Genomic DNA, 22,136 nt, shown 5'->3' with positions numbered 1-22,136 from the left:
AAACAGCGCCGTCCACCATGTCGCCTCGATTAGGCTCAGCAGATGGTCGACACCACACCCGACGTGCCGATATCACCCGTCGACGCTGCGAGCTTCCAGCTCGGTGTGCACGTCCAGCCCTACCTGGTCACTATTGCCGGACTGCTCGCTCCTGGTGGCTTCGTCGATCGAGACGGTCGACCTGATCTAGTGCGACTTCACCGCACTCTCGCCGCTCACATCGCGCAGGAGCCGTTACTGCGGCAGCGACCGATCATGCGGAACGGGTCATGGTGGTGGACGGAAAACGACATCGACTTCGACCTCCATCTCTCGCTTGACGAACGCGGGCCTACAGAACCCGACTTCGAATCCGTCTGTGGTCGACTCGTGATGCAACCCCTCGACACCACCCGACCGTTGTGGCACATCGCCTTCGTTCCTGCAGCTCGACCGGGTCTGTGCGGCATTGTGATCCGAGTGCATCACGCGGTTCTCGACGGCGCCAGAGCCAGCGACCTTTTCGAGCGCTTGTTCGCCTCACCTGATTCGAAAAGTACCGACCCGGGCGCTCCCGTGCCGAACATCCCTCCGAAGGCCGCCGGTTCCCTCGACCTCCTCCGATTTCGAATCGGTACTTTCCTGCACCGGCCAATCCGATCACGGGTGTTGCTGGGCGCCATTGGTCCCACGAGATCGATCTCGTCCGTCAACGTCCGCACCTCTCTGATCGAGCATGCCGCGCAGCAAGCGGGAGGCACTTTGAACGATGCCTATCTCGTTGCGGTGGGCGGCGGACTGCGATTCATCCTCCAAGAATGCGGCGAGCCCATCCCCAAGTCGATTGCGGTATCGGTACCCGTCGCAGTCACAGCGATCGGTAGCGCACGCAATGCCGTCGGGTTCATGATCATCGACCTTCCACTTCGTGAAACCGACCCACAACGCACAGTCGCGATCGTCGCGAAGCAAACCGCTGCGGCCAAACCTTCCGCACGCGCTGCGGGAACAACCTTTCGGTCACCGCGTATCGCCGGCGTTTTCGACAAGCTCGCAAAGCGGCAGCACATGATCGGTGCAGTCGCGTCCAACGTCCATGGACCGCGCGGCCCGCTCACGCTCGACGGGGGAGCGCTAGTCGAACTCTGGCCTCTGGGCCCGTTGGCGGGCAATGTCCGCGTCGGCTTCACCGCAGCGTCCTACAACGACACATTCTGGATCGGAATCCAGGCCGATGCCGAGCATCTCCCACCTGCAAGCAAGATCGCCCGAGCCGTCGAACGGACTCTCGACGAAATAGCCGGCACTGCACACTGACTGGATCTACTGCCACTATCCGATGCACCTCGCCGCTTGGGCAACGGATACTGTCGAGACGTCTCGACAACATCTCCACTGATTCGAGCCTGCAAGCCGGTGTCGTCACGACACGATCGTCACGAGGAAGGCGAAAGATGTTCACACCTGCAGAATTCGGCAAGGTCTCGGTACTGGTTCCTGAGAACGGTGGTGCCGTCCCCTACGGGAACACCGTGGTAGTGCACGGATCTGAAAGCACGCTCGTCATCGACCCTTCGCTCTCCCTCGACCGCGACCCCGTCGGCGCAGACCTCGTATTCGTCAGCCACGGGCACGAGGACCACATCGCCGGACTACGCCATTTCGACACCCCGGCCTATGCGCACCATCTCGACGCACCCGCAGTCGCATCCCTCGACACGATGCTCACCAATTACGGCCTTCCTCCGAACGAACGAGTCGAGGTCCAGCAGTCGATTGCTACGCAATACGGCATACCCCCGACCCACGAGAACGTGTCGGGGATCGCGGGCGGCCACGTCTTCGACCTCGGCGACCGCACTGCGACAGTCATTCATTTGCCAGGGCACACCCGCGGACACTGCGGGGTCCTCGTCGAACCCGACGGCTTCTTCTACGTCGCCGACGTCGACCTCACCTCCTTCGGCCCGATGTACGGCGACCTGGGTAGCAGCGTCAACGACTTCCTCGACTCCATCGACCACGTCGCAACGATCGACGCACGCTGGTACGGAACATTCCATCAGAAGGGCGTGGTCGAGGGCAGCGACGAGTTCCGTCGCCGGTTGTCCGCATACCGCGACAAATTACTGAGCCGCGAAGACCGTCTCATCCAATTCCTCGGCGAACCAAAACTCTTGGAAGACATAGTCGCTCATCGACTCGTCTACCGCCCCCACGTATCGGCCCCGTACGTCGACGCCGTCGAACGACGGACAGCTCAGCTACACCTCGAACGACTCATCGCATCCGGTGCCGTCACAGTCGACGAAGACAAGGTGTTTCGCCGGACCCTCTGACATCCCTGGCGAACTGATCGCGCCATTTCGGATACTTCCGAAAATCGGACCGAAGTTCACCGAAAAAATCTGGCACTCGAGGTTGCAGAGTGCCAGTTTGGCTGGTTATCATGTTCTCGCACAGTAAGTTCGGTCGCCGTCGAGGTGACGGTGACCTTTCTTAGACGATACGGGAGGTGTGTTGCTGTGCTTCGTTTCGATCCTTTCACCGACATCGACGCGATCACCAAGTCCCTGCTTGCCACCGGAACCGGCAGCAGCCGAAGTCCACGCTTCATGCCGATGGACCTCTACAAGATCGATGACCACTACGTCCTTCACGCCGATCTTCCCGGCGTCGACCCAGGATCAGTGGACGTACAGGTAGACGGCTCGACCCTCACCCTGACCGCGCACCGCAGCGCCATTTCCGAAGAGGGAGTGACGTGGCTGGCCGGTGAGCGTTTCACAGGAACATACAGAAGGCAGCTGTCCATCAGTGAGGACATCGATTCCGAACGGATCGTCGCCTCATACGACAACGGCGTGTTGACCGTGACCTTGCCGATCGCAGAGAAGGCGAAACCGCGGCGGATCGAAATCTCGTCGAGACCGCCGTCCCGCACCGCAAACTCCGAGGTGAAAACCCAAGGACAGATCGAAGCCTGACCTGAACGGCTTGCACGAAATCGACTGTACGAGAGCCTTTCATCCAGGAGGTCCACTATGCCCGCGCCAATCATGGCCCCCGCCGCAGCTCTGGCTGAACCGGTCGTCTGGAACGAAGACCCGCAGCGGCAAGGCTGGTGGAAGCGCATCCTCGCGGCCACCCCGCCCGAGAACCCCACCAACGAAGAATTTCAACCCTGACAAAACCAGACCGTGTTCGCCGAATACGGTCACCCACAAATGAAATGATGCCTTCCGTCCGTCCACCGAGGCGGACGGAAGGCATTTACAGGCGCTCTACACACGTTCAGCTCGATGAAGCCTTCCGGCCGAACCGAAGAGCCATCACCTGCAGCAGGTCAGGAACCGCCCGAAATGGGCGAAGCAGGACGAAACACTCACACAACAAGGACGAAGCTCGCCGCCACCTGCCAACCGTGACTCGTACGGTTGAAATGTAGACGTCAGTGACTGCGCTGACGCTTACCGACCTCGTCGGTCCCCTGAATTGTGTGGCCGTCGAGGTCGCCTCATGTCTATACCCAAACTGAAAGTGGTCAGCCCTCAACCCTCGTCGGAGGAGATGCCGTCGCCAGACCCTCCAGAAGGATTGCCAGACCGCGCTCGAGTTCGTCCTGCCCGTCGTAGTGAGCCATGATCGTAGCCATCGACCGCAGTCTCGGAAACTCGGCAAGCGCAAGCCGATGCAGACCGAGCCGCAAGAGATCGTCCGTCTCCTCGGGATTTTCGACTATTTCCTGAAGCTCGTTGAGAATGTGCCCGTTGAGGAAGCCGAACACTGCTCGGTAGATGTGTAATGCGTCTTCAGGAGTGAAACCGGCCCGTATCAGCAGTTCGAGAATCGCTTCGACGTAGCGCAACGTCCCGGGAGGACGCAATCCGAGCGGGGTGGACAGCGGCCGAGTGACCAGCAAAGGAACCACGTTGGGGTGCGCGAGCGCGAGGCGGCGATACCCGTACGCAACTGCGTGCAGCTGCCCCCTCCAGTCGCGATCGGACGGGTCGACGACCAGTTGTTCGAGCACGGTCTCGACGACCCCGTCCAGCAGGGCCGCCTTGTTGGCCGCGTACCTGTAGAGAGTCATCGGATTTCTGTCGAGCGCTTTGCCCAGTCGGCGCATGGAGAGGCCGTCGGCACCTTCCTCGTCGATGATCGCCAACGCCGTCGAGAGTACGAGCGCCCTGGTGAGGGGCTCCTCGCGGTCCGCGGCGGGAATCAAACCCTTAGTGCGATCTGGCGAGTGTCCGGTCATTCACAAAACATACAACGTATGCCTACGCGTTGACAGAACAGTACGGCTGGTTTACTGTTCGGATACGCCCTATGCATACAACGTATACACACATCGTATACCCGGAATGTCCGGATTTACGTGGGCGCTCATCGATACGTCCCGGCGCCGGAGTCGGCGCGGACGTACGGACTCACTTTCGTCGCATGAGTCCCTTCTTCAAAGGATCGAAGATGAACAGAACATGACAGCACCCACCGCAACACGACGCTCGCGGTTCTTTCAATTCTCGGGTATTGCAACGATTTCCGTTTTCTCCGTCGGCATTCTCGTCTTGCCGGCCGGCACTGCCGGCGCGGAAGCGACTGCTGTCGGACTCGGCACCGCTGAGCCCTTTGCAGTCCTTGCCGGAGCAGGAATCACCAACACCGGACCGACAACCCTCGGCGGCGATATCGGCACGTATCCGACTCCAACCATCACCGGTGTATCGGACCTGACGATTACCGGCACCAATCATGGTGGCGACGCGGTATCGCAGGGAGCGAAACCCGACGTGTTGACTGCCTACAACACTCTTGCCGGTCAGGGACCCACACAACCGACGGGAGACGACTTGACCGGTCGGACACTGGTTTCGGGTGTCTACAACTCCGGTTCGTCGATCGCACTGTCGGGAACCGTCACCCTCGACGCGCAAGGTGACCCCGATGCAGTCTTCGTCTTCCAAGCGGGATCAACGCTGATCACATCGTCGTCCAGCACCGTTGCACTGATCAACGGAACGCAGGCGTGCAATGTTTTCTGGCAGGTTGGAAGTTCCGCCACCCTGGGCACCAACTCCGTCTTCCGAGGAAACCTGTTGGCGCTGACAGACATTACTGCCACAACCGAGGCAACCGTCGAGGGTCGACTGTTGGCGATCAATGGCGCGGTCACTCTGGATACGAACACCGTTACGATCCCGACCTGTGCGCCTCCTGTCACGACCACGACTCCGACCACTACGACGACTACAGTCCCGCCTGACACCGCGACGACTACCACCACGACTGTGGTCCCGCCGGTGGTGACTACAACCACGACGGTCGTCCCGCCGGAGGTGACTACAACCACGACGGTCGTCCCGCCGGAGGTGACTACAACCACGACTGGTACACCGGTGGAAGCGACGACCACCACACCAGGGCCGAACGGCACGACTACAACCACTGTGGACGTACCGCCGATCATCACGACCAGCCGAAACATTCCGTCCATACCCGAGATTCCCGGTCTCCCACCACTGCCGGGAATACCTCCCACCGTTCCCGGGACGGTAACCGTCCCGTCTCGGGTGCCGACGACGTCAGCTTCTCGAACGGGTACCCCGACCACTCAACCGGTAGGCCCGGAATCCCCGAATGTTCGAGCCCCTCAGGTGCAGCAGGTACCACGAGGGTCGGTCGACACCGGTGACGGAAGCACACAATCCCAACGCGACGGACAGTCCAGTGGAGGGTGGATCGCCCTGCTCGTCGGCTTCTTCAGCGTCGTGGCTATGTCGGCCCTCGTCATCCGTCGGACAAGTCGATAGATGAAAGACGAAAACTCCGTGATGGCTCCGCGAACTCGCCGAGCCATCACGGCTCTCGCCCTTACTGTTTCAGTACTCGTAACGGTGGTCGGATGCGCCGGTGGACAATCCGACAGCGGAAATTCACAACCACACTCGTCGCCTCGACAAGACACCACATCCGCGCCACGCGCCACTGACTCTGCACTGCCCGAAAGGGCGCCGGTAACTGCTGAACACCGCCCCGCGCGCCTCGAAATCCCGTCCATCGGCGTCGACACCGACATCATCGATCTCGGACTCGATACCGATGGAGCACTCGAGGTCCCACCGGATGGGAAGGACGCAGGGTGGTACACCGGCGCTCCCGCACCCGGTGAGGTCGGACCGGCAATCATCGCCGGCCACGTCGACTGGCAAGGCACCGACGGGGTCTTCTTCGATCTGCGGAATCTCGAAACAGGAGCCGACATCATCGTCACCCGCGAAGACGGAAGTCGCGCAGTGTTCACCGCTACCAGTGTCGAACACTTCCCCAAAGAGGACTTTCCCACCGACGTCGTATACGGCGACATCGACCACCCCGGACTCCGGATCATCACGTGCGGTGGATCCTTCGACGAAACCGCACGCAGTTACAACGACAACATCATCGCATTCGCCGACCTGGCCTAACCGCCTGAGACGCCGCAGCACACCACTTCGAAAGTCCGCACGAACCGTTGGAGAGCAATGACCGTATTCCACTTTCCCGTGCTCGAGAAGTTTCGATGACAGACACCGACGACATTCGAGCGAGCGCCGAAGCAGGTGTCGACGCTCCTGCATGGCGGGATCGGAAGCGTTACTGGTGGCCGTTGGGATTGCTGATCCCGCTGAGTCCCTTCCTGTCCTGGCTGCTGGTCGAATATTTGCACCTCGGCCTGTTCTGGGCGACCGGTGCCTGGATCCTGATTCTCGTCATCCCGATCGTCGACGTCGCAGTCGGCGCAGATGGCCGCAGCCCACCCGACAACGTGATCGCGGCATTGCAGGACGACCGCTACTACCGCTGGTGTACCTACCTGTTCGTGCCACTTCAATACGCTGGCCTCGTCTTCGCCGCATGGTGTTGGGCGCACGCCCCGATGGCAACCGGAGAGAAGATCGCACTGGCGATGACCGTCGGCGTCGTTGCGGGCGTCGGTATCAATGCCGCACACGAACTAGGCCACAAGAGCAGCCGCCTCGAGCGGCGGTTGGCGAAAATTGTGCTCGCTCAATCGTTCTACGGGCACTTCTACATCGAGCACAATCACGGTCACCACGTCAACGTTGCGACGCCGAGCGATCCCGCCAGTGCTCGTTTCGGGGAATCGTTCTGGATATTCCTGCCCCGCAGCGTATTCGGAGGTCTGAAATCGGGCTGGCGGATCGAATCAGCACGCCTGCGCCGGCAGGGTTCACCCGCACTGTCGCCTCGAAACAACATCTTGCAGGCATGGTCGCTGAGCGCCGCACTGTTCGGGACGTTGATCACCTTATTCGGGTGGCAGATACTGCCCTGGCTGCTCCTGCAAGCCTTGGCCGGGATCACGTTCCTCGAGGCCGCAAACTACCTCGAACACTACGGATTGCTCCGTGCGCGAAGACAAGACGGCAGCTTTGTCAAAGCCCGGCCCGAAGACAGTTGGAACAGTGATCATCTCTTGTCCAATTTGTTCCTGTACCAATTACAACGACACAGTGACCATCACGCGAATCCGCGTCTGCGCTACCAATCTCTGCGCAGCGCTCCAACCGCTCCGCAACTCCCTGCCGGATACGCGGTGATGATCGTCTGCGCTGCCGTACCACCACTGTGGCGGCGGATGATGGATCACCGTGTCCTCGGCTACTACAACGGCAACGTCGAGCTCATTCACACCAAGGCGACGATATGAATGACAATGCCCGAGACGACGACCACAGCGACGGGCACTACACGGCCACCGGGCCGACCAAACACGCCAGAGCTGCGTACCAGCCGGCGCGCACCCGGCTCAGACGAGCCGCACCGAGCCTGGACGTCGTCGCTGCCGCGGAGTACCTGTTGACCCAGCCCGACGCATACCTCTATCGCCGCCGATACCTCGACCTGATCACTCAAACCCCCGGGCCCGACGGAACATCGATCACCGACTACGCCGCAGCTGAACGCTACCTACTTGTCACCGCTACCGCGCACCGCAGAACTCATAGTGAGGTTCGTCCATTGCCGGCACCCGGCGATTTTCTGTGAAGTGGTCACCGCAGTGTTTGATGCCAGAGAGTGACAACGGCCTGACGAATTCGGGAGCGCAGCATTTGTCATTTGCCATCACAGCTTTGATTCGCGCTCGCCAATGTCATCGAGGATCAAGAACTCGATCTTCGCTCGCTCCCCGTCCGCATCGAAGTCGTTGTCGCGGTCTGAGACACGCGTGATCAGTTCCGTCAGTGCCGCATGGATCGTCGTGTACAGAAATGCACGCGGGTCGGGCACCCCCATCACGTCGTCAGTGTTCATCTGTACCTGCGCCGTAGCGGTACGCCTGCCCAGAAATACACGCGGAAGCCGGATCCCGGTCGGATCGGTCACCACGGAGATGTCGCCACCAACGACAACAAACAGATCGAAGTCGTACTGCATCGCGATGCCCCTCAGCCGGTGTCTGAGCCGAGTCAACTCCTCGATGAAGTCAAGCGGCACCGACGGTCCACCGAATACTGTCCTGAACGTGACCCCGCGAGTCATCGATCTGCCCCCTTTACGAATCATCCATTTCAGGATCGAGGGCCATACCCTCTGTGTCCCCCACGCCAAGTGCTCGGGCATATCGACCGGCATACCGCTCCAGTGCGACTGCTGAATCGGCCTCACCTTCCCATTGATCCGGAATCGCGGTGCCGTCACACGTTGTTCGCGACACTTGCGCCTCGGAGAACTCGACAGCGGTCCGGGTGAAGGAACACCGCACAAAACTCGTGGCCGCCGAGAATCGTGCGCCGCCGAAAGTGCACTCCACGAATGAGGTATCGGCGAACTGCGCACCAGTCAGGTCTGTGTCGTCGAATGCGCATCGTTCGAACACAGTATTGGGCACGGAGCGGAGCCCGCGTGCTTTGGCTCCAGTGAAATCGCAATCGACGACCCTCGGTCCGAGCGCCAGACGAGAGAGCGTCGCACCCCGGAAACTGCACCGTTCGAATCGGCGATTGAAACGGGGCTGTCCGGTCAGTGCCACGAAATCGAAACGGCAGTCGAATAATTCGGATTCGAAGACGGAGATCGGACCCCGAGCGAAACTCAGATCAATCCGTTCCAACGTGAGATACCGGATGTCCAATCCAGCGCTACCCGCTGTCAGGCCACGCACATCGATCAGCCCGTCATCGGTCTCCGCCCATGGGGAGACGAGAGTGTGGGGCGGCTTGACGATCCGCGACTGATCGAGCAGCTGCGCCCGTAAATTATCGACGCCCTCATCTGACCAACGTCGACGTAGGGAGGTGATCGCGGACCGGTTCACGGGCTCAATAGTATCGGCAAGATCCCCATTGATTGGCCGTGGCTGCCCGAGAAGCGAACCACCACACATTAGTACTTCGGTAGGAATCACTTCTCGGAGCGCGCAAAACAGCCGGACCGTGAAATGCACGGCCCGGCTGCAGCGCTCACGCGCACGAAGTGGAACTCGGAGTCAACTGGGGTACTGAAACCGGTCGTGTACGAGCCGTTGACTCATCTCCGGATCAGTATCGAATTATCAACTCTCACAAGTTGATCACGTCGCCCACAAGGATCTGATCGGGATTGACGATCTGCGGATTCATGTCCCACACCTGCTGCCAGGTGAGACCTCGTTCTGTCGCGAGGTCGAACAATGTATCACCGGCTGCAACGACTACCTCTGAGCCGGGCGCTGGAGTCTCCGACTCCGGAATGCTTTCTACCGGTGCAGATTCGGATGTCTCAGAGTAGACAACGGGAGCAGGCGCCGGTTCCGGTGCAAATTCGGGTGCTACGTCCTGTGCCGGCGCGGGCGCGGGCGCGGGCGCGGGCGCGGGCGCGGGCGCGGGCGCGGGCGCGGGCGCGGGAGCAATACTCGACCCGGTATCGCACGCCCCGATCGAACTCAGGAAGGACATGGGATCGACGGCGCCTCCACTGTGAATGCGGAGATGCAGATGTGGGCCGGTGGAGCTACCGGTGTTACCCGTTGCCCCGATCTCGTCGCCTACCTCGACGTGTTGCCCCACACCGACCCATGTTTCGGAGAGGTGGCCCATCTGAATCTGCTCGCCACTGTCCGCTTCCAACTGGATGTACGTTCCATATCCACCCGGATCATTGGGTCCGGCAACAGAAATCGTGCCCGATGTGGGCGCGTGGAGCGCGGTGCCGACGTTGACAGCGAAGTCGACTCCGTCATGTCCCGCGTGGTAACCCTGCGAAAGTGATCCGCTTACCGGCCACTCCCAATTGCAACTCGCCGACCAGCCCTGCGCACCGGCGGTACCTGCATTGGCTACTGCTCCGGCCCCCACAAGGGCGCCCAGTCCCGCAGTTACGGCGATGAATCGTTTTGTGCTGGAAGGCTTGTGTTTTCTGTGCTTACTCATGTTTTCCTTGACTGATGTGCTCGGAGCAGGTGCAGGCTCTACCCGCAGACAGCACTCAATACGTGCTGAGCTACTCGGTGTATCGCACCAAGACTCCGTTGGAGTGAAATGTTCGGATCGCGCCATGGAGAGAGGTACGGTGACCGCTCTCGAACGCGAGCGCGCGCATAGACCCGCAGGTCTGCAACTCCTGGTGACAGCACAGGAGATACGGGTTCTACATCGAGGCAGTGCCTGAATCGATCGTTGATCGAGGACTACGAATGCCGGAACAAACCGAAGGCTTCTCATTCGAAGATCGACAGGGCGGGTGTCTACCCGGATGGTCGGAAAGGGGGTGGAACATGGAGATCCTTGCGTTGCGGATGAGGAATCACCTCATACGCTGTCGCTTCACGACGCTCCACACCACGGTTGAATTACCTGGGTACATACCTGTTTTTGCGCATTCGACCCGACCGGTCGATATCAGGCGCGCCTTCGGTGGATGGCATCTGGTCGAACAATCGCCAGTGCCCCATGTCACTTCTGGAGACGATACCGCGTCTTGATCACCCGGCGCGTCAGCGTTACCGAGATGGGACATACAGGCGGCATTGCTCCTACAAGCCGAACGGGAGACCAGTGCACGTTCCCGGCATCGGAAACGCGTGCTGATCTCCCGTTCGGCGATCTGTTGCCTAGTGGATCTACTGCTGAGTCGAAGCTACTTTCTCGGCTGCGTGGTGAGCGGCAATGTATCCGTAAACCAGCCCCTGGCCGATCGTTGCACCGGCGCCCGGGTAGGTGTGACCGAATGCGTTGGCCGCAGTATTGCCGATCGCATACAGGCCGTCGATCACGCTGCCGTCCTCACGAAGCACGCGTGCATGCTCGTCCGCCTGCACACCGCCGCAGGTGCCGAGGTCGCTGAGCGTCATCTTCACCGCGTAGAGGGCACTCGTGTCGAGCTTCCTCAGGTTCGGGTTCGGGGACACTGTCGGGTCGCCGTAGTACCGATCGTATGCACTTCCGCCGCGACCAAATTCCGCATCGCTACCGGCAGCAGCGGCCTCGTTGAACTTCTCGAAGGACTCGGCAAAAGCCTCCTCGGGAAGACCGACCTTGCGGGCAAGCTCGACCGGACTGCTCGCCTTGTGCGCGATGCCGGAGTCGAAAAATGCCTGCGGAAGCGGCTGACGGGGGAAGATACCGCCTGCGAACACGTAGCTGTTGCGGTACTCCTGGTCGAAAACAAACCACATCGACTCGGCCGGATCTCCGGCCTTTTCCCGTTCGAGCACGCGCTGGCCGAACGACATGTAGTCCGTCGCCTCGTTCACGAATCGACGACCGGTCTGGTCGACGATGAACGAGCCTGGCAGCGCACGCTCTGCGAGCATCACCATCGGCGGGCGGCCCTTGATGCTTGCCACCGCCGGGAACCACCACGACTGATCCATCGATCCGATACCTGCGCCGAGCTCTTGTGCTGCCTCGATCGCTTCGCCGGTGTTGCCCTCTGCGCCCAGGCTCTCGTGCTCACCGAGCCTCTCCGACTGGTACTTGTGGCGCCACTCCATGTTGTGGTCGAACCCGCCGGCTGCCAGAACGACACCACGCCGAGCGGTCACCGTCACTTCACGTCCGTCTTGCACCACAACTGCACCCGTTACGCGGCCATCTTCGGTGATGAGCCGAACCAACGACGTTTCCGTCCACACCGGGATACCGGCCTGGACCACACCTGCGAACAGGCCGGCGGCGAGCGCCTGACCGCCTGCGATGTATTCACGCTTGAGTACGTACTTGCCGTAAACGCCCTGCGCCAGGCGGCGGATGATGCGAGGGAAAGCCTTGCTCGGCTTCTTCACCATCAGGTTCATCCACTTGTAGTCCGCACCTGTCACCGGCATCGGCAGTCCGGCTTCCATCAAACCGGGCCGCAGGCGACCGCGTTCCGCGCCGAGTACCGACGCGTCGAACGGCAGGCACTCGCAGGTACGTCCGGCGGCGCTACCTCCCGGCAGTTCGGGGTGGTAATCGGAGTATTCCTTGGCCCAGAAGAACTTCATGGGCGTCGTGCGGTAAAGCATGTCGACGGTGGCCGCACCGTTGTCGACGAATGCCTCCCCACGTTGGGCAGGGGCAGTATCACCGACCACCGACCGCACGTATGTCTTCGCGCGCTCAACGGTGTCGCCCGCACCGGCTTTCGCCAAGATCGGGTTGGCAGGCATCCAGAACGCTCCACCGGACCGCGCCGTCGAACCGCCAACGTACTGCGTCTTCTCCACGATCAGCGTGGACAAGCCGAGCTCGTTCGCGGTGAGGGCGGCAGCCATGCCGGTACCGGACCCGATCACCAGTAGATCGACAACGATGTCCTTGGCTTGTGTCGCGGGGGGTGCCTGATTCTTCGCCATTGAACAAATCCCTTCACGTGGTTATCGACGTAGAACGCTAAGGCAGTCGCGGCGCAGAAGGTTCCGGATGCCCAGTCAGCGGGACATTGCGAGTGGATTGGCGAAGAACGGCTCCTGCCACGGGTCGGGCGTTGTGCCCGCCCCAGCAGAATCGCGGCTTGCCTTCTTCGATGTCTACGCTGCTCACGTGAGGACAAATCCCAGCTTCGGCATCGTCGACGAAACGCTCGGCACCTTTGTCCGCGGGTATTACGTCTCGTCCGACGGTGAGCGATTGGACGACGACTACTACAGCCTGACCTGCAACGTCGACGGGCGCACTGTCAGCTTCATCGCACACTCCCTCGACCCCGACGCTGTACGCGGCATGCTTCCCCGCCTACGCCACGTCTTCGAGCAGCACCAGGCTCTTCACCGTCTGGCCGTCGAAGCGATTGTCAACGTCTGACAGACTCGTGCGGTTTGCATTTCATGGACGGGTACTGGCCGGCGGTTCGTTTCAACGGCGACGATGGCGTGATCGAGGTGACTGTCGAATCCTGACCGCGATCCTCGTCTCGGGCTGTCGGCTGATGTTCCTCGGCACTGATGAAGAATAATCATCTACATGAAATGGAACACCCCTACAGAGACCGGCTGGTTCGTCAACCTCGCCGAAGGTGGTTCGGCCGTATCGATATTCGATCCGTCGGGGAACGTTCAAGGCGAACTGATTCCCGCATCCGACGACGGATCGGAGAGCGTTGCCGGCGGGCGGAAGAGGAAATCGTCAACAGCCGAGCAGGATCGATCCAGGCTCACATTCCGTAAAGGCCGACCTGCATCACTTCGATTGTCCGACGGAACGATCGGGACCCTGATCGACCAGAAGCCCAAGGCCATGCGCCGCAAGAACAAGCTGTGCGAAGTCGATATCGCGGGCAGAACATACCTCTTCGTTCATTCATCGGGCCGAAAGGCAACAGCCCGGCGTGACGGAATCGCATTGGCACACATGGAACGTGGCCGATGGTCCGGTAGAAGCACCGTCGCCAGAAGAACCCTCACGGCAACGGACGCCCTTGACGAATGTGTCCTGACACTGTTTCAGAAGGTAGTGACACCTGGACGTACCGGCGCCTTCGATCAGGTACTGACCGACCTCAGCAACATATGACGTACGCCATATTCGGTGGATCTCAACCGCACTCGAGATACTGACTTTCAACTCTCGGGTCCACGGACATGCCTTGGACACAATGAGTTTCACATCTCGGAGCGGAAGGCTGAAACCAGATCATGGTAGTGTCGACGCTTTGAACACGCTCGCCCAGCGATTGTCGCCAGGTGCGATGATCACAGATCCAGATCTACTCCAGTCCTATCGGCAGGACTGGAGTTTCGATCCCGCAGCCGGAACACCGGTTGCCGTAGTACGTGCTTCGACGACGGCAGAGGCGGTTCGACGGACGGCATCTGAGGCCGCCACATGTAGCGAATAGCGACGAGTACCTGAATTCTCCTGTGCAACCGGATACGGTGAGGCTGTCGTCTTCAATGCGGCGATGCAAGAAGGGAAGCTACGACCAAAACGTTACGTCGGGGAAGACAAGCAAATCACCTGGACATGGCTGGAGGCCTCCGTGATGAATCTCGTTCGCCGACTGAGCGTCTGCACATCCGTCGTGATCGCTTCTACTCTGACGTCGGTAGCGCTCGCATCCGCCGCGGTGACCATTCCATTCCAGGTCAACCCTGCGCCGTACGGCAACCCGAACGGCAGCTTCGACGCGCCGGCCGTCCGCTGCGTAGCTGTCGTCGGTGAACAACCCGGCACGGTGACGATCACCGGAGGCAAGGAAGGCCGGTGGGGATGCCTGCTCTCGTCCGAAGTGCGCTGGCTGAACCTTTCGACCGGGGCCTCCGGCTCGGCTCGGCTCTCGGACGGTCTCAACGGAGTCCCAGCAGAGGCGATCGTGCAGACCGGGACCGGTCAAGTCGCTGTTGCCGTGCTGTCCGTGGCCGGATCCATCATCACCCCAGGTGTCACATCGTTCTACGTGCCGTAGCACCAGACTCCGCATCACCGGCACCGTTGGACCTAAGGTCCTGTTTACCGACCCGTCATCCCGGTTAGCCTGAAAAGACGCTACCGAGAGGACACTCATGACCTCGTCAGTGCACGAAACGATCGCCGTGGATCTGGATTTGATCGACCTGTACAAGGACCTCCACAGCCATCCGGAACTGGGGTTTCACGAGCAACGAACATCCAGTCTGGTGGAAAGACATTTAACAGCACTTGGATTCGACACCACCACCGATGTCGGGACTACCGGAGTCGTCGGAGTCCTGAAGAACGGAGTGGGCCCCACAGCGCTGCTGCGTGCGGATATGGACGCCCTCCCGGTTCGGGAAGAAACCGGATTGGACTACGCCAGTACCGTAACAACGACCGACGATCAGGGAAAGACCGTCTCGGTCAGCCACGCGTGCGGCCATGACCTGCATACGACCTGCTTACTCGGTGCGGCCCGGATCCTCTCTCAGGATACGACGACCTGGTCTGGCACTCTTGTCCTCGTCTTCCAACCGGCTGAGGAACTTGGCGCGGGTGCGCAAGCCATGGTCGACGACGGACTGTTCGAGCGATTCCCGAGGCCCGACATCGTTCTCGGACAACATGTATCGCCGCTACCGGCAGGCACGATCGCCGGGCACGCCGGCCCCTCGTATGCGGGATCGGACTCACTTCGTGTGAGACTGGTCGGAAAGGGCGCCCACGGATCTATGCCGGAGAACTCGGTCGATCCCGTGGTCATGGCAGCCGAAACCGTGTTGCGTTTGCAAACTGTCATCTCACGCGAGGTCCCGAGTACTGCCACAGCTGTCCTCACCGTCGGCTCCATCCATGCTGGAGATGCCGCCAACGTCATTCCCGGCGAAGCAGAACTGCAACTCAACATCCGCAGCTACGACGCAGGTGTGCGTCAGCGCATCCTGGACAGCGTCGACCGCATCGTCCGGGGCGAAGCGGCCACCGCCGGTGCACCCACCCCACCGACCATCACCGAGACGGAGCACTTTCCGATCGTCGTCAATGATCCGGCAGCGCTGGACAAGACACTCGATGCGTTTGCCGAATGGTTGGGGACGAACAAGATTCTCGATCCCGGAGCGGGAGCAGGTAGTGAAGATGTCGGCATTCTCGCGACCAGTGCCGGTGCGCCACTGTCGTACTGGCTGTTGGGCGGTACCGACCCTTCACTGTTCACGACAGGTGACATGACTGATCCGGCTTTGCGAACCGTGCCGTCGAACCACTCTCCGCACTACTCTCCCGTGATCGAGCCGACCCTGACCATCGGTGTGAACGCCTTGGTCGTCGCGGCCAGGACGTGGCTCCCAACTCCCTAGAGTGTTGCGGGTCCGCAATCGATCGATCGTCCATTCGATCAAGGCTGCAAACGCGTAGGCGCCGCCGAGAATACTTGCAGCGCCCCACCCTGCCGCGTCGAAAACCATAGTGGTGGAAACCGCCCCAGCCGCGCTGCCCAACGAATAGAACACCATGTAACTACCGATGATCTGCCCCGACGATTCCGGTGTGTTCGCGACGATCAGATTCTGGCTCGTGACATGAACAGCCTGCACGGCGAAGTCCAACGCAACAACACCGACTACGAGTAACACCAGCGAGTGCGTCGCCTGCGCGTTGAATACCCACGACAGCAAGAGAACGACCAACGACGCCCCGGTGACGCGTTGCGCTTTGCCTTGATCGGCCCACCGACCGGCACCGACCGCGCCCAATGCTCCAACCAATCCTGCGATTCCGAAGAGCCCGATCTGTGTGGTCGACAACCGCCATGGTTCCTCACTCAACGGCAGGGCCATTCCGCTCCACAAAGCACCAAAGGACGCGAAAAGGAACAAGGCGATCAGGGCCCGGGTGCGAAACAGTCGGTTCGTAAGCGTCAACGTCACGACAGACCCCATTGCACGCACGTACGAACGCCTATCGTGTTGCGAACGAGGATCTTTCGGCAGCATCGTCAGCGCGACGGCCGCGACCAGTACCGAAATGAAAGTGGATCCCGCGTAGACCGCCCGCCAGCCTGCCAGATCCGCAACTGCGCCGGCGACAGTCCGAGCGAGGATGATGCCGACGACAACGCCGCTGGTGATGACACCGATGTTTGCGCCCCGCTCGTCCGGGTCACTGATTGCCGCAGCATAGGCAACTATGACTTGAACAACTACCGAGAACGTGCCTGCGACCGCCATCCCGATCAACAGCTGCAGATTCGTGGTGGCCAGAGCAACAAGCATCGTTCCCGTTGCAGCAGCGACGATCTGGATTGCGATCAATTTCTTTCGATTCACGAGATCGCTCAATGGCACCAACACGATCAACCCCACCACATAACCGAGTTGGGCGAGTGCGACTACGAAACCGAGGCCGGCCGGAGGAATGGAAAGATCCGAGCCTATTTGCCCGAGGAGCGGCTGTGCGTAGTAGATGTTGGCTACCGAGACCCCGCAGAGCACTGCGAGCAACAGGCGAAGTCCGCGAGACATTTTCAACTTGCCCCGCGCGTTCTCGACAGCATGACGTGCAGTCACTTCCACCTCAACTTGGTTGCGTTTTGATACCATTTGGAGGTTACGTCAATACAGTTTCAAAACGCAACCAATGAGGAACTTGATGCCGGATCGCGCACAATGGACGGACCCGCACTGCCCGACGGCCCGAGCGGCCGACATCATCGGCGACAGATGGTCGCTGCTGATCGTGCGTGACGCCTTCGACGGGTCATCGAGATTCAGTCAGTTTCAACGAAACCTGGGCATCGCAAAGAACATTCTCACGGACAGGCTCAAAGTCCTTGTCGAGCAGGGAATCTTCGAAGTCCAACCGAACGCGCAAGGTACCCGCAACGAGTACATCCTGACCGAACGCGGTATGGATCTGTTCATCGTGATCATTAGCCTGCGACAGTGGGGAGAGCGCCACGCCTTCGATGACGGTGAGCCACACTCGATCTTGATCGACGACACCACGGGCGATCCGGTTCCCAGGCTTCGACTGATCAACACACGGAATATCGACCTGGACCCTACAAGTACACATGTGGAGAAGGTCGAGGAAGGTTGACCCGCAACTCGCCAGATTGACAGATGGGCGCACATGATTCGAAGTGCGCGCATACTCCGACTATGACTGTCGATCTCGAGTTCTCCTGGCCGCAGTTTCTCTGGATTGCATTCATCTTCGTCGGCGTGCCCGCAACTATCGGCGCGAGCATCATCTGGACAATCTGGCGTTCGGAACGAACTGGCCTGGAGCACTCCACGACCGCCCTCGGCGGCGGGCACACGGGATCGGGCTCACTCGGACTGTGGAGCACCGGCCTGTTGGCCTTTGCACTGGGCTTTCTGTCTTGCATGGGCTGGCTCAGCTGGTCAGCCGACTACAAAGGCGGATTCCGCGGCCCCGGCCTGCCTGCCCCGACACAGTTCCCCACCTGGCAGGTCGTCGCCTGTGGACTGACAGTGATTCTGGCGTGTTTCGGTTCCGCCCATTGCTCGCGATGGATGAAGGCCGGCGGTATGACGGCCGCTGCCGGCACTGCTGCGGGATTCACCACCGCATTCAGCATCGACGCCAGTACTGATGTCACCGGACAGGCAGGCGTGGGCGTCGCACTGTCCACGATCGGATGGGGCCTCACCCTTACCGCACTGATGCTTCTGCGCAGCAAGTGGTCGCAACGAGGGTGAATCTGTCACTCAGTGCGGTTCACCCGCGGCGCGTTCAGTGGCGCGGGCAGTGTCGTCGAGGTGACAGTCGAATCTTGGCGTATGAATTGATGTGATGCCCAGGCGGATCAGTATCGCGAGTAGTGCTGCATCTCCTCGCGATCTGCAGCGCAGATGCACTTTCGATCGAGACCGCGGTCGGCAGTCACTGCGCAGAAGCGAACCCCGAGCGGATCGTGGGATTCCATACTGTGCTGACACGCCGGGCAGATCGACGGTGTTTTCTGATCCTCGTCAGTCGACTCGGATTGCCCTCGTGCATTCGACACATCGGACGGGTTCGACGCCATACCGGCGCTCCAGTTCTCGGCCGTTCGACCACAGACCGGGTTGGCGTCGAGGACGACATGGCTTGACCGCGCATATTCGAATGACCCTCGACGTACCCCACGCTACTCGCTTCGGCACACCGGTTTGTACCAATTTCTGCCCACGCGACATTCCCGGTCGAGCAGGATAGAACTACTGCACGCACCATTTCCGTGCAGGATTCGAATTCGTGCAGCATTCGTCGTGAAAGGGCTTCTCGTGAACACTTTCCAACGTGTATCCGCCGCCGTGAACGTAGTGGTCCAACCACTGATCGGCGCTCCGATCGTAGGCAAACTACTGGGCCGTTCCATGACCGTCATCACCTACGTCGGACGCAAGTCCGGTCGCACCTTCAGCGCGCCCGTGTCCTACAAACGAAAAGGCGACCATGTGACGATCGGCGTTGCCATGCCAGACAAGAAGAGTTGGTGGCGCAATTTCTACCCGGAACAAGGTCCGATCGTTCTCCAACTGGACGGTATCGATCGCCCCGGCGAGGCACTCGCACACCGAAAAGGCAAGGGTGTCTACGTCTCCGTCGAACTCGCTCCCGTCGACTGAGCGGATCGAACAGCCACCGGTGCAATCACATTCAGCTCACACCCACCGCCTCACGAGATCTGGGTGATTCAGATCTCGTGACGGTCGGGACCTTTGACTCTGTGCAATCGAGACTCGGTCTCGCACCCTTCGACGCGGGTTTTTTGTCGACCATCGGTCGGACAACCCGATCCTGTCGGGACATTACCGTCCGGTAACATCGACGGCAGGCGTGAGCTGGAAGAGGTGACCACCGTGACGATCGGCATCTATCTGGTCGACGACCACGAGATCGTCCGTCGTGGATTGGCAGACCTGTTGAATCAGGTATCGGGATTCAACGTTGTTGGCGAGGCGTCGTGTGTTCGCGAAGCCTCGGCCGGAATACCCGAATGCCGACCCGACGTGGTTGTCATGGACGTCAGACTTCCCGACGGTAACGGTGTGGAACTGTGCCGAGAACTGGCGTCGACCTACCCGAGCGCCGCCACTTTGATGCTCACGTCGTACTCCGACGACGACGCACTGCTCGACGCCCTGATCGCCGGCGCACGAGGATTCGTCCTCAAGAACATCCGCGGCCACGACCTGGTGTCGGCGATCCGCACGGTTGCTACCGGCAAGTCGCTGTTGAACACCCAGGCGGTGATCGGTTTGGTCCGGCGCATCCGGTCCGAACAGGAGTCGGGTACTGCGGCAGCCCTGTTGACCGATCAGGAGCTCTTGATCTTCGAGTTGATCGGCAAGGGACTGAGCAATCGAGAGATCAGCTCGCACGCAGAACTCTCGGAGAAAACAGTCAAGAACTACGTCTCACGCATCCTCGAGAAACTGGGTCTCGAACGTCGAACGCAGGCCGCAGTTCTGGCGACAAAGCTTCGTGCGGGCACTTCGCACCCGGATCCTTCGGGCCAGGCGACCACTCACCTGCTGACGCCGTCCGGCTCGCCCTTTTCCGCCACCACGGGCACGCACCATGCCAGGTAGCCGCGACGCGCTCATGCTCAGCCTTTTCGGCGACATCGCCGGAAGCGCGGAGCTGACTGCTCTAAACCCGACTGCAATTCCCAAACTGCTCAGTGCCGTGTTGACCGTCGGGTCCACACTCCAGCTCGACGAAACCCTGCAACAGATAGTCGACGTCGCGCGACATCTCCTCGAAGCGGACTACGGCGCGCTCGGCGTGAAATCCCCCGACGGACGCTTGTCCCGATTCATCCACTCCGGTTTGACTCAAGGGCAGGTTGCCAAGATCGGGCATCTTCCCGAAGGACACGGCCTGCTGGGCCTGGTCGTTCGAGAACCGTGCCCGGTTCGAACCGACCGAATCTCCTCGCATCCGTGCTCGACAGGGTTTCCGACCAATCACCCGCCGATGGACACGTTTCTCGGTGTTCCGATCTTCGTCAGGGGCGAGGTGTTCGGCAGCATCTACCTCGCGGACAGCTCGGAACGGACTGCATTCGACGACCGCGACGAGGCTGTACTCCAGATTCTGGCAAATGCTGCGAGCATCGCCATCGACAATGCGCGTCTGTTCGAGGAATCCCGGACGCGAGAAGCCTGGCTCAAGGCCGTCGCAGCCGTCAATGCACGTCTGCTCAGCGGCGGATCCCGCGACGAGACGCTGGCGGAACTGGTTCGGACGACGCGGCACCTCACGGATGGAAATCTTGTGTGCGTCGTTCGCTACGACCTCGGCAGAGAGCCGGTAGTCCACGTCGCCGATGCTGCTGATTCCCAGCCTGTCCCCGCGACCGGATCAGCCGTCGATCTGTCCGGGACCGTGATCGACGACGCTGCGCGGAGCCGGCGGCCGATCTCTGCACCACATGGCAGTTCCGTTCCGGCACTGAACGTTTCCGGCGACGAATCAGTGGTCGCACTCCCCCTCTCCGGGACCTCGTTCGGCGGCGGTGTTCTCTTCGCGTCACGCCGCAGCAACCGCCCGTGGGGAGTGGACGAGATCGAGCAACTGACGGCGATGGCAGACATCGCTTCTGTCACTGTCGAATTCGCAGAACAGCAACGGAAAGAAAGACTGGTCGACGTCCTCGAAGATCGCGACCGAATCGCGCGGGATCTCCATGACCACGTCATCCAACAGCTGTTCGCCACCGGGTTGAGTTTGCAGGGGGTGCTGCAACGTCCAGGCGACGAGGACACCGTTCGAACCGTATTGGACACCTCTGTCGATCAACTCGATCGAACAGTCCGTGAAATCCGCACCGCAGTCTTCGACCTCCATACGAGCGAGATGTCTACTCCCACAAGCCTGCGGCGGCGACTACTCGATGCCGTCAACGGTCTGTCCGGCCACTCGTCGATCACTCCCAGCGTCACTTTCGAGGGAACCATCGACAGTTCCGTCCCGTCTCGACTTGCCCCGCACGCCGAAGCCGTTGTGCGCGAGGGCTTGAGCAACGCTCTGCGGCATGCACATGCCGATGCCATCGACGTCACCATCCGGGCCACCGAGGAGCTTGTCATCAGCATCGTCGACGACGGTGTGGGAATCGACCAGGCAACCAGAATCCACGGTCTCGACAACCTGGCGACCCGCGCTCGTCAGTGCGGAGGCTCGAGCAACATCACCAGTGAGAACGGTGTCACCGAACTGGTGTGGCGTGTTCCGCTGAGCCCCAGGCGAAGTCCGTTGCCGATCCAGCATCTTTGAGCG

23 protein-coding genes and 2 pseudogenes are annotated in these 22,136 nt (G+C 60.7%); 18 read left to right on the top strand and 7 right to left on the bottom strand.

Annotated elements, in window-relative coordinates; translation table 11 throughout:
- Positions 1 to 42: 42 nt before the first annotated feature.
- From G9U53_RS21340 to G9U53_RS21325, 4 genes are all read left to right on the top strand, one after another.
- Positions 43 to 1,296, top strand: coding sequence for a wax ester/triacylglycerol synthase domain-containing protein (locus G9U53_RS21340; RefSeq protein ID WP_165639163.1), 1,254 nt, complete (start codon positions 43 to 45; stop codon positions 1,294 to 1,296).
- A 137-nt stretch (positions 1,297 to 1,433) separates the two neighbouring features.
- Positions 1,434 to 2,318 carry an MBL fold metallo-hydrolase gene (locus G9U53_RS21335; RefSeq protein ID WP_165639162.1) on the top strand — a complete coding sequence of 295 codons (885 nt, stop codon included), beginning with the start codon at positions 1,434 to 1,436 and terminating at the stop codon, positions 2,316 to 2,318.
- A gap of 186 nt (positions 2,319 to 2,504) precedes the next feature.
- Entirely contained in the window at positions 2,505 to 2,966 is a 462-nt protein-coding gene (locus tag G9U53_RS21330) for an Hsp20/alpha crystallin family protein (RefSeq protein WP_058038924.1), read from the top strand.
- A 57-nt stretch (positions 2,967 to 3,023) separates the two neighbouring features.
- Positions 3,024 to 3,167 (top strand): hypothetical protein, encoded by a 144-nt coding sequence (locus G9U53_RS21325; protein WP_165639161.1) that lies wholly within the window; start codon positions 3,024 to 3,026, stop codon positions 3,165 to 3,167.
- Between the two features lie 356 nt (positions 3,168 to 3,523).
- Here the strand turns inward: G9U53_RS21325 and G9U53_RS21320 are convergent, their stop codons facing one another.
- Positions 3,524 to 4,240 carry a TetR/AcrR family transcriptional regulator C-terminal domain-containing protein gene (locus tag G9U53_RS21320; protein WP_042452349.1) on the bottom strand — a complete coding sequence of 239 codons (717 nt, stop codon included), beginning with the start codon at positions 4,238 to 4,240 and terminating at the stop codon, positions 3,524 to 3,526.
- 223 nt (positions 4,241 to 4,463) lie between these two features.
- On the opposite strand from G9U53_RS21320, the gene G9U53_RS21315 reads away from it, so the two are divergent.
- The 4 genes from G9U53_RS21315 to G9U53_RS21300 all read left to right on the top strand — a co-directional run bounded on the left by G9U53_RS21315 (position 4,464) and on the right by G9U53_RS21300 (position 8,034).
- Positions 4,464 to 5,795 (top strand): ice-binding family protein, encoded by a 1,332-nt coding sequence (locus G9U53_RS21315; protein ID WP_064689434.1) that lies wholly within the window; start codon positions 4,464 to 4,466, stop codon positions 5,793 to 5,795.
- Entirely contained in the window at positions 5,796 to 6,449 is a 654-nt protein-coding gene (locus tag G9U53_RS21310) for a class F sortase (RefSeq protein WP_003943710.1), read from the top strand.
- A gap of 95 nt (positions 6,450 to 6,544) precedes the next feature.
- A complete protein-coding gene (locus G9U53_RS21305) occupies positions 6,545 to 7,696 on the top strand; it encodes an alkane 1-monooxygenase (protein ID WP_165639160.1) in 1,152 nt (383 codons plus the stop codon).
- A complete protein-coding gene (locus G9U53_RS21300) occupies positions 7,693 to 8,034 on the top strand; it encodes a hypothetical protein (RefSeq protein WP_003943650.1) in 342 nt (113 codons plus the stop codon). Before G9U53_RS21305 ends, G9U53_RS21300 begins: the two co-directional genes overlap by 4 nt.
- 78 nt (positions 8,035 to 8,112) lie before the next feature.
- Here G9U53_RS21300 and G9U53_RS21295 read toward each other — a convergent pair whose 3' ends face one another.
- The 4 genes from G9U53_RS21295 to G9U53_RS21280 all read right to left on the bottom strand — a co-directional run bounded on the left by G9U53_RS21295 (position 8,113) and on the right by G9U53_RS21280 (position 12,802).
- Positions 8,113 to 8,484 carry a hypothetical protein gene (locus G9U53_RS21295; RefSeq protein WP_250718746.1) on the bottom strand — a complete coding sequence of 124 codons (372 nt, stop codon included), beginning with the start codon at positions 8,482 to 8,484 and terminating at the stop codon, positions 8,113 to 8,115.
- 58 nt (positions 8,485 to 8,542) lie between these two features.
- Entirely contained in the window at positions 8,543 to 9,304 is a 762-nt protein-coding gene (locus G9U53_RS21290) for a pentapeptide repeat-containing protein (RefSeq protein WP_064443221.1), read from the bottom strand.
- A 244-nt stretch (positions 9,305 to 9,548) separates the two neighbouring features.
- A complete protein-coding gene (locus G9U53_RS21285; RefSeq protein WP_242692638.1) occupies positions 9,549 to 10,397 on the bottom strand; it encodes a peptidoglycan DD-metalloendopeptidase family protein in 849 nt (282 codons plus the stop codon).
- A gap of 689 nt (positions 10,398 to 11,086) precedes the next feature.
- Positions 11,087 to 12,802, bottom strand: a complete 1,716-nt coding sequence (locus G9U53_RS21280) for a 3-ketosteroid-delta-1-dehydrogenase (protein ID WP_075832435.1) — start codon at positions 12,800 to 12,802, stop codon at positions 11,087 to 11,089.
- A gap of 67 nt (positions 12,803 to 12,869) precedes the next feature.
- Here G9U53_RS21280 and G9U53_RS21275 point away from each other — a divergent pair, with 67 nt between their 5' ends.
- The 5 genes and pseudogenes from G9U53_RS21275 to G9U53_RS21260 all read left to right on the top strand — a co-directional run bounded on the left by G9U53_RS21275 (position 12,870) and on the right by G9U53_RS21260 (position 16,198).
- The gene (locus G9U53_RS21275; protein WP_207624482.1) at positions 12,870 to 13,250 is read left to right on the top strand and encodes a hypothetical protein; all 381 of its coding nucleotides are present in this window, start codon (positions 12,870 to 12,872) and stop codon (positions 13,248 to 13,250) included.
- Between the two features lie 159 nt (positions 13,251 to 13,409).
- A complete protein-coding gene (locus tag G9U53_RS21270; RefSeq protein WP_003943619.1) occupies positions 13,410 to 13,958 on the top strand; it encodes a hypothetical protein in 549 nt (182 codons plus the stop codon).
- 175 nt (positions 13,959 to 14,133) lie between these two features.
- Positions 14,134 to 14,232, top strand: a pseudogene (locus tag G9U53_RS33600) (FAD-binding oxidoreductase); the annotation flags it as partial.
- 195 nt (positions 14,233 to 14,427) lie between these two features.
- Positions 14,428 to 14,850, top strand: coding sequence for a hypothetical protein (locus G9U53_RS21265; RefSeq protein ID WP_007726468.1), 423 nt, complete (start codon positions 14,428 to 14,430; stop codon positions 14,848 to 14,850).
- Positions 14,851 to 14,947: 97 nt separating this feature from the next.
- On the top strand, positions 14,948 to 16,198 hold the full coding sequence (locus G9U53_RS21260) for an amidohydrolase (RefSeq protein ID WP_165639158.1): 1,251 nt from the start codon (positions 14,948 to 14,950) through the stop codon (positions 16,196 to 16,198).
- Between the two features lie 36 nt (positions 16,199 to 16,234).
- Here G9U53_RS21260 and G9U53_RS21255 read toward each other — a convergent pair.
- Positions 16,235 to 17,362, bottom strand: a pseudogene (locus tag G9U53_RS21255) (MFS transporter); the annotation flags it as partial.
- Positions 17,363 to 17,489: 127 nt separating this feature from the next.
- Between G9U53_RS21255 and G9U53_RS21250 the strand changes: the two are divergent.
- Together G9U53_RS21250 and G9U53_RS21245 are read left to right on the top strand one after the other, a co-directional pair.
- A complete protein-coding gene (locus G9U53_RS21250) occupies positions 17,490 to 17,939 on the top strand; it encodes a helix-turn-helix domain-containing protein (protein WP_007726458.1) in 450 nt (149 codons plus the stop codon).
- A 23-nt stretch (positions 17,940 to 17,962) separates the two neighbouring features.
- Positions 17,963 to 18,565: a hypothetical protein gene (locus tag G9U53_RS21245; protein ID WP_081557470.1), complete on the top strand. Its 603-nt coding sequence runs from the start codon at positions 17,963 to 17,965 to the stop codon at positions 18,563 to 18,565.
- 107 nt (positions 18,566 to 18,672) lie between these two features.
- Here G9U53_RS21245 and G9U53_RS21240 read toward each other — a convergent pair whose 3' ends face one another.
- A complete protein-coding gene (locus G9U53_RS21240; RefSeq protein ID WP_003941442.1) occupies positions 18,673 to 18,894 on the bottom strand; it encodes an RGCVC family protein in 222 nt (73 codons plus the stop codon).
- Between the two features lie 238 nt (positions 18,895 to 19,132).
- Between G9U53_RS21240 and G9U53_RS21235 the strand changes: the two genes are divergently transcribed.
- The 3 genes from G9U53_RS21235 to G9U53_RS21225 all read left to right on the top strand — a co-directional run bounded on the left by G9U53_RS21235 (position 19,133) and on the right by G9U53_RS21225 (position 22,133).
- Positions 19,133 to 19,477 (top strand): nitroreductase/quinone reductase family protein, encoded by a 345-nt coding sequence (locus tag G9U53_RS21235; RefSeq protein WP_037129595.1) that lies wholly within the window; start codon positions 19,133 to 19,135, stop codon positions 19,475 to 19,477.
- A 234-nt stretch (positions 19,478 to 19,711) separates the two neighbouring features.
- On the top strand, positions 19,712 to 20,443 hold the full coding sequence (locus tag G9U53_RS21230) for a response regulator transcription factor (RefSeq protein ID WP_039972719.1): 732 nt from the start codon (positions 19,712 to 19,714) through the stop codon (positions 20,441 to 20,443).
- Positions 20,433 to 22,133: a GAF domain-containing protein gene (locus tag G9U53_RS21225; RefSeq protein WP_165639157.1), complete on the top strand. Its 1,701-nt coding sequence runs from the start codon at positions 20,433 to 20,435 to the stop codon at positions 22,131 to 22,133. Before G9U53_RS21230 ends, G9U53_RS21225 begins: the two co-directional genes overlap by 11 nt.
- Positions 22,134 to 22,136: the final 3 nt, after the last annotated feature.

The organism is Rhodococcus sp. D-46 (assembly GCF_011290655.1).
Taxonomy (GTDB): Bacteria; Actinomycetota; Actinomycetes; order Mycobacteriales; family Mycobacteriaceae; genus Rhodococcus_F; species Rhodococcus_F qingshengii.
Note: the sequence above shows the minus strand (reverse complement) of the source record. Positions and strands in the feature narration are given on the sequence as shown.

Excerpts from the sequence above, each read along its gene's own strand:
- G9U53_RS21310 (WP_003943710.1), top strand. The coding sequence starts at position 5,796 with ATGAAAGACGAAAACTCCGTGATGGCTCCGCGAACTCGCCGAGCCATC.
- G9U53_RS21240 (WP_003941442.1), bottom strand. The coding sequence starts at position 18,894 with ATGGCGTCGAACCCGTCCGATGTGTCGAATGCACGAGGGCAATCCGAG.
- G9U53_RS21250 (WP_007726458.1), top strand. The coding sequence starts at position 17,490 with ATGCCGGATCGCGCACAATGGACGGACCCGCACTGCCCGACGGCCCGA.
- G9U53_RS21225 (WP_165639157.1), top strand. The coding sequence starts at position 20,433 with ATGCCAGGTAGCCGCGACGCGCTCATGCTCAGCCTTTTCGGCGACATC.
- G9U53_RS21335 (WP_165639162.1), top strand. The coding sequence starts at position 1,434 with ATGTTCACACCTGCAGAATTCGGCAAGGTCTCGGTACTGGTTCCTGAG.
- G9U53_RS21325 (WP_165639161.1), top strand. The coding sequence starts at position 3,024 with ATGCCCGCGCCAATCATGGCCCCCGCCGCAGCTCTGGCTGAACCGGTC.
- G9U53_RS21275 (WP_207624482.1), top strand. The coding sequence starts at position 12,870 with ATGCCCAGTCAGCGGGACATTGCGAGTGGATTGGCGAAGAACGGCTCC.
- G9U53_RS21270 (WP_003943619.1), top strand. The coding sequence starts at position 13,410 with ATGAAATGGAACACCCCTACAGAGACCGGCTGGTTCGTCAACCTCGCC.
- G9U53_RS21320 (WP_042452349.1), bottom strand. The coding sequence starts at position 4,240 with ATGACCGGACACTCGCCAGATCGCACTAAGGGTTTGATTCCCGCCGCG.
- G9U53_RS21305 (WP_165639160.1), top strand. The coding sequence starts at position 6,545 with ATGACAGACACCGACGACATTCGAGCGAGCGCCGAAGCAGGTGTCGAC.
- G9U53_RS21260 (WP_165639158.1), top strand. The coding sequence starts at position 14,948 with ATGACCTCGTCAGTGCACGAAACGATCGCCGTGGATCTGGATTTGATC.
- G9U53_RS21300 (WP_003943650.1), top strand. The coding sequence starts at position 7,693 with ATGAATGACAATGCCCGAGACGACGACCACAGCGACGGGCACTACACG.
- G9U53_RS21340 (WP_165639163.1), top strand. The coding sequence starts at position 43 with ATGGTCGACACCACACCCGACGTGCCGATATCACCCGTCGACGCTGCG.
- G9U53_RS21265 (WP_007726468.1), top strand. The coding sequence starts at position 14,428 with ATGAATCTCGTTCGCCGACTGAGCGTCTGCACATCCGTCGTGATCGCT.
- G9U53_RS21285 (WP_242692638.1), bottom strand. The coding sequence starts at position 10,397 with ATGAGTAAGCACAGAAAACACAAGCCTTCCAGCACAAAACGATTCATC.
- G9U53_RS21280 (WP_075832435.1), bottom strand. The coding sequence starts at position 12,802 with ATGGCGAAGAATCAGGCACCCCCCGCGACACAAGCCAAGGACATCGTT.
- G9U53_RS21245 (WP_081557470.1), top strand. The coding sequence starts at position 17,963 with ATGGGCGCACATGATTCGAAGTGCGCGCATACTCCGACTATGACTGTC.
- G9U53_RS21315 (WP_064689434.1), top strand. The coding sequence starts at position 4,464 with ATGACAGCACCCACCGCAACACGACGCTCGCGGTTCTTTCAATTCTCG.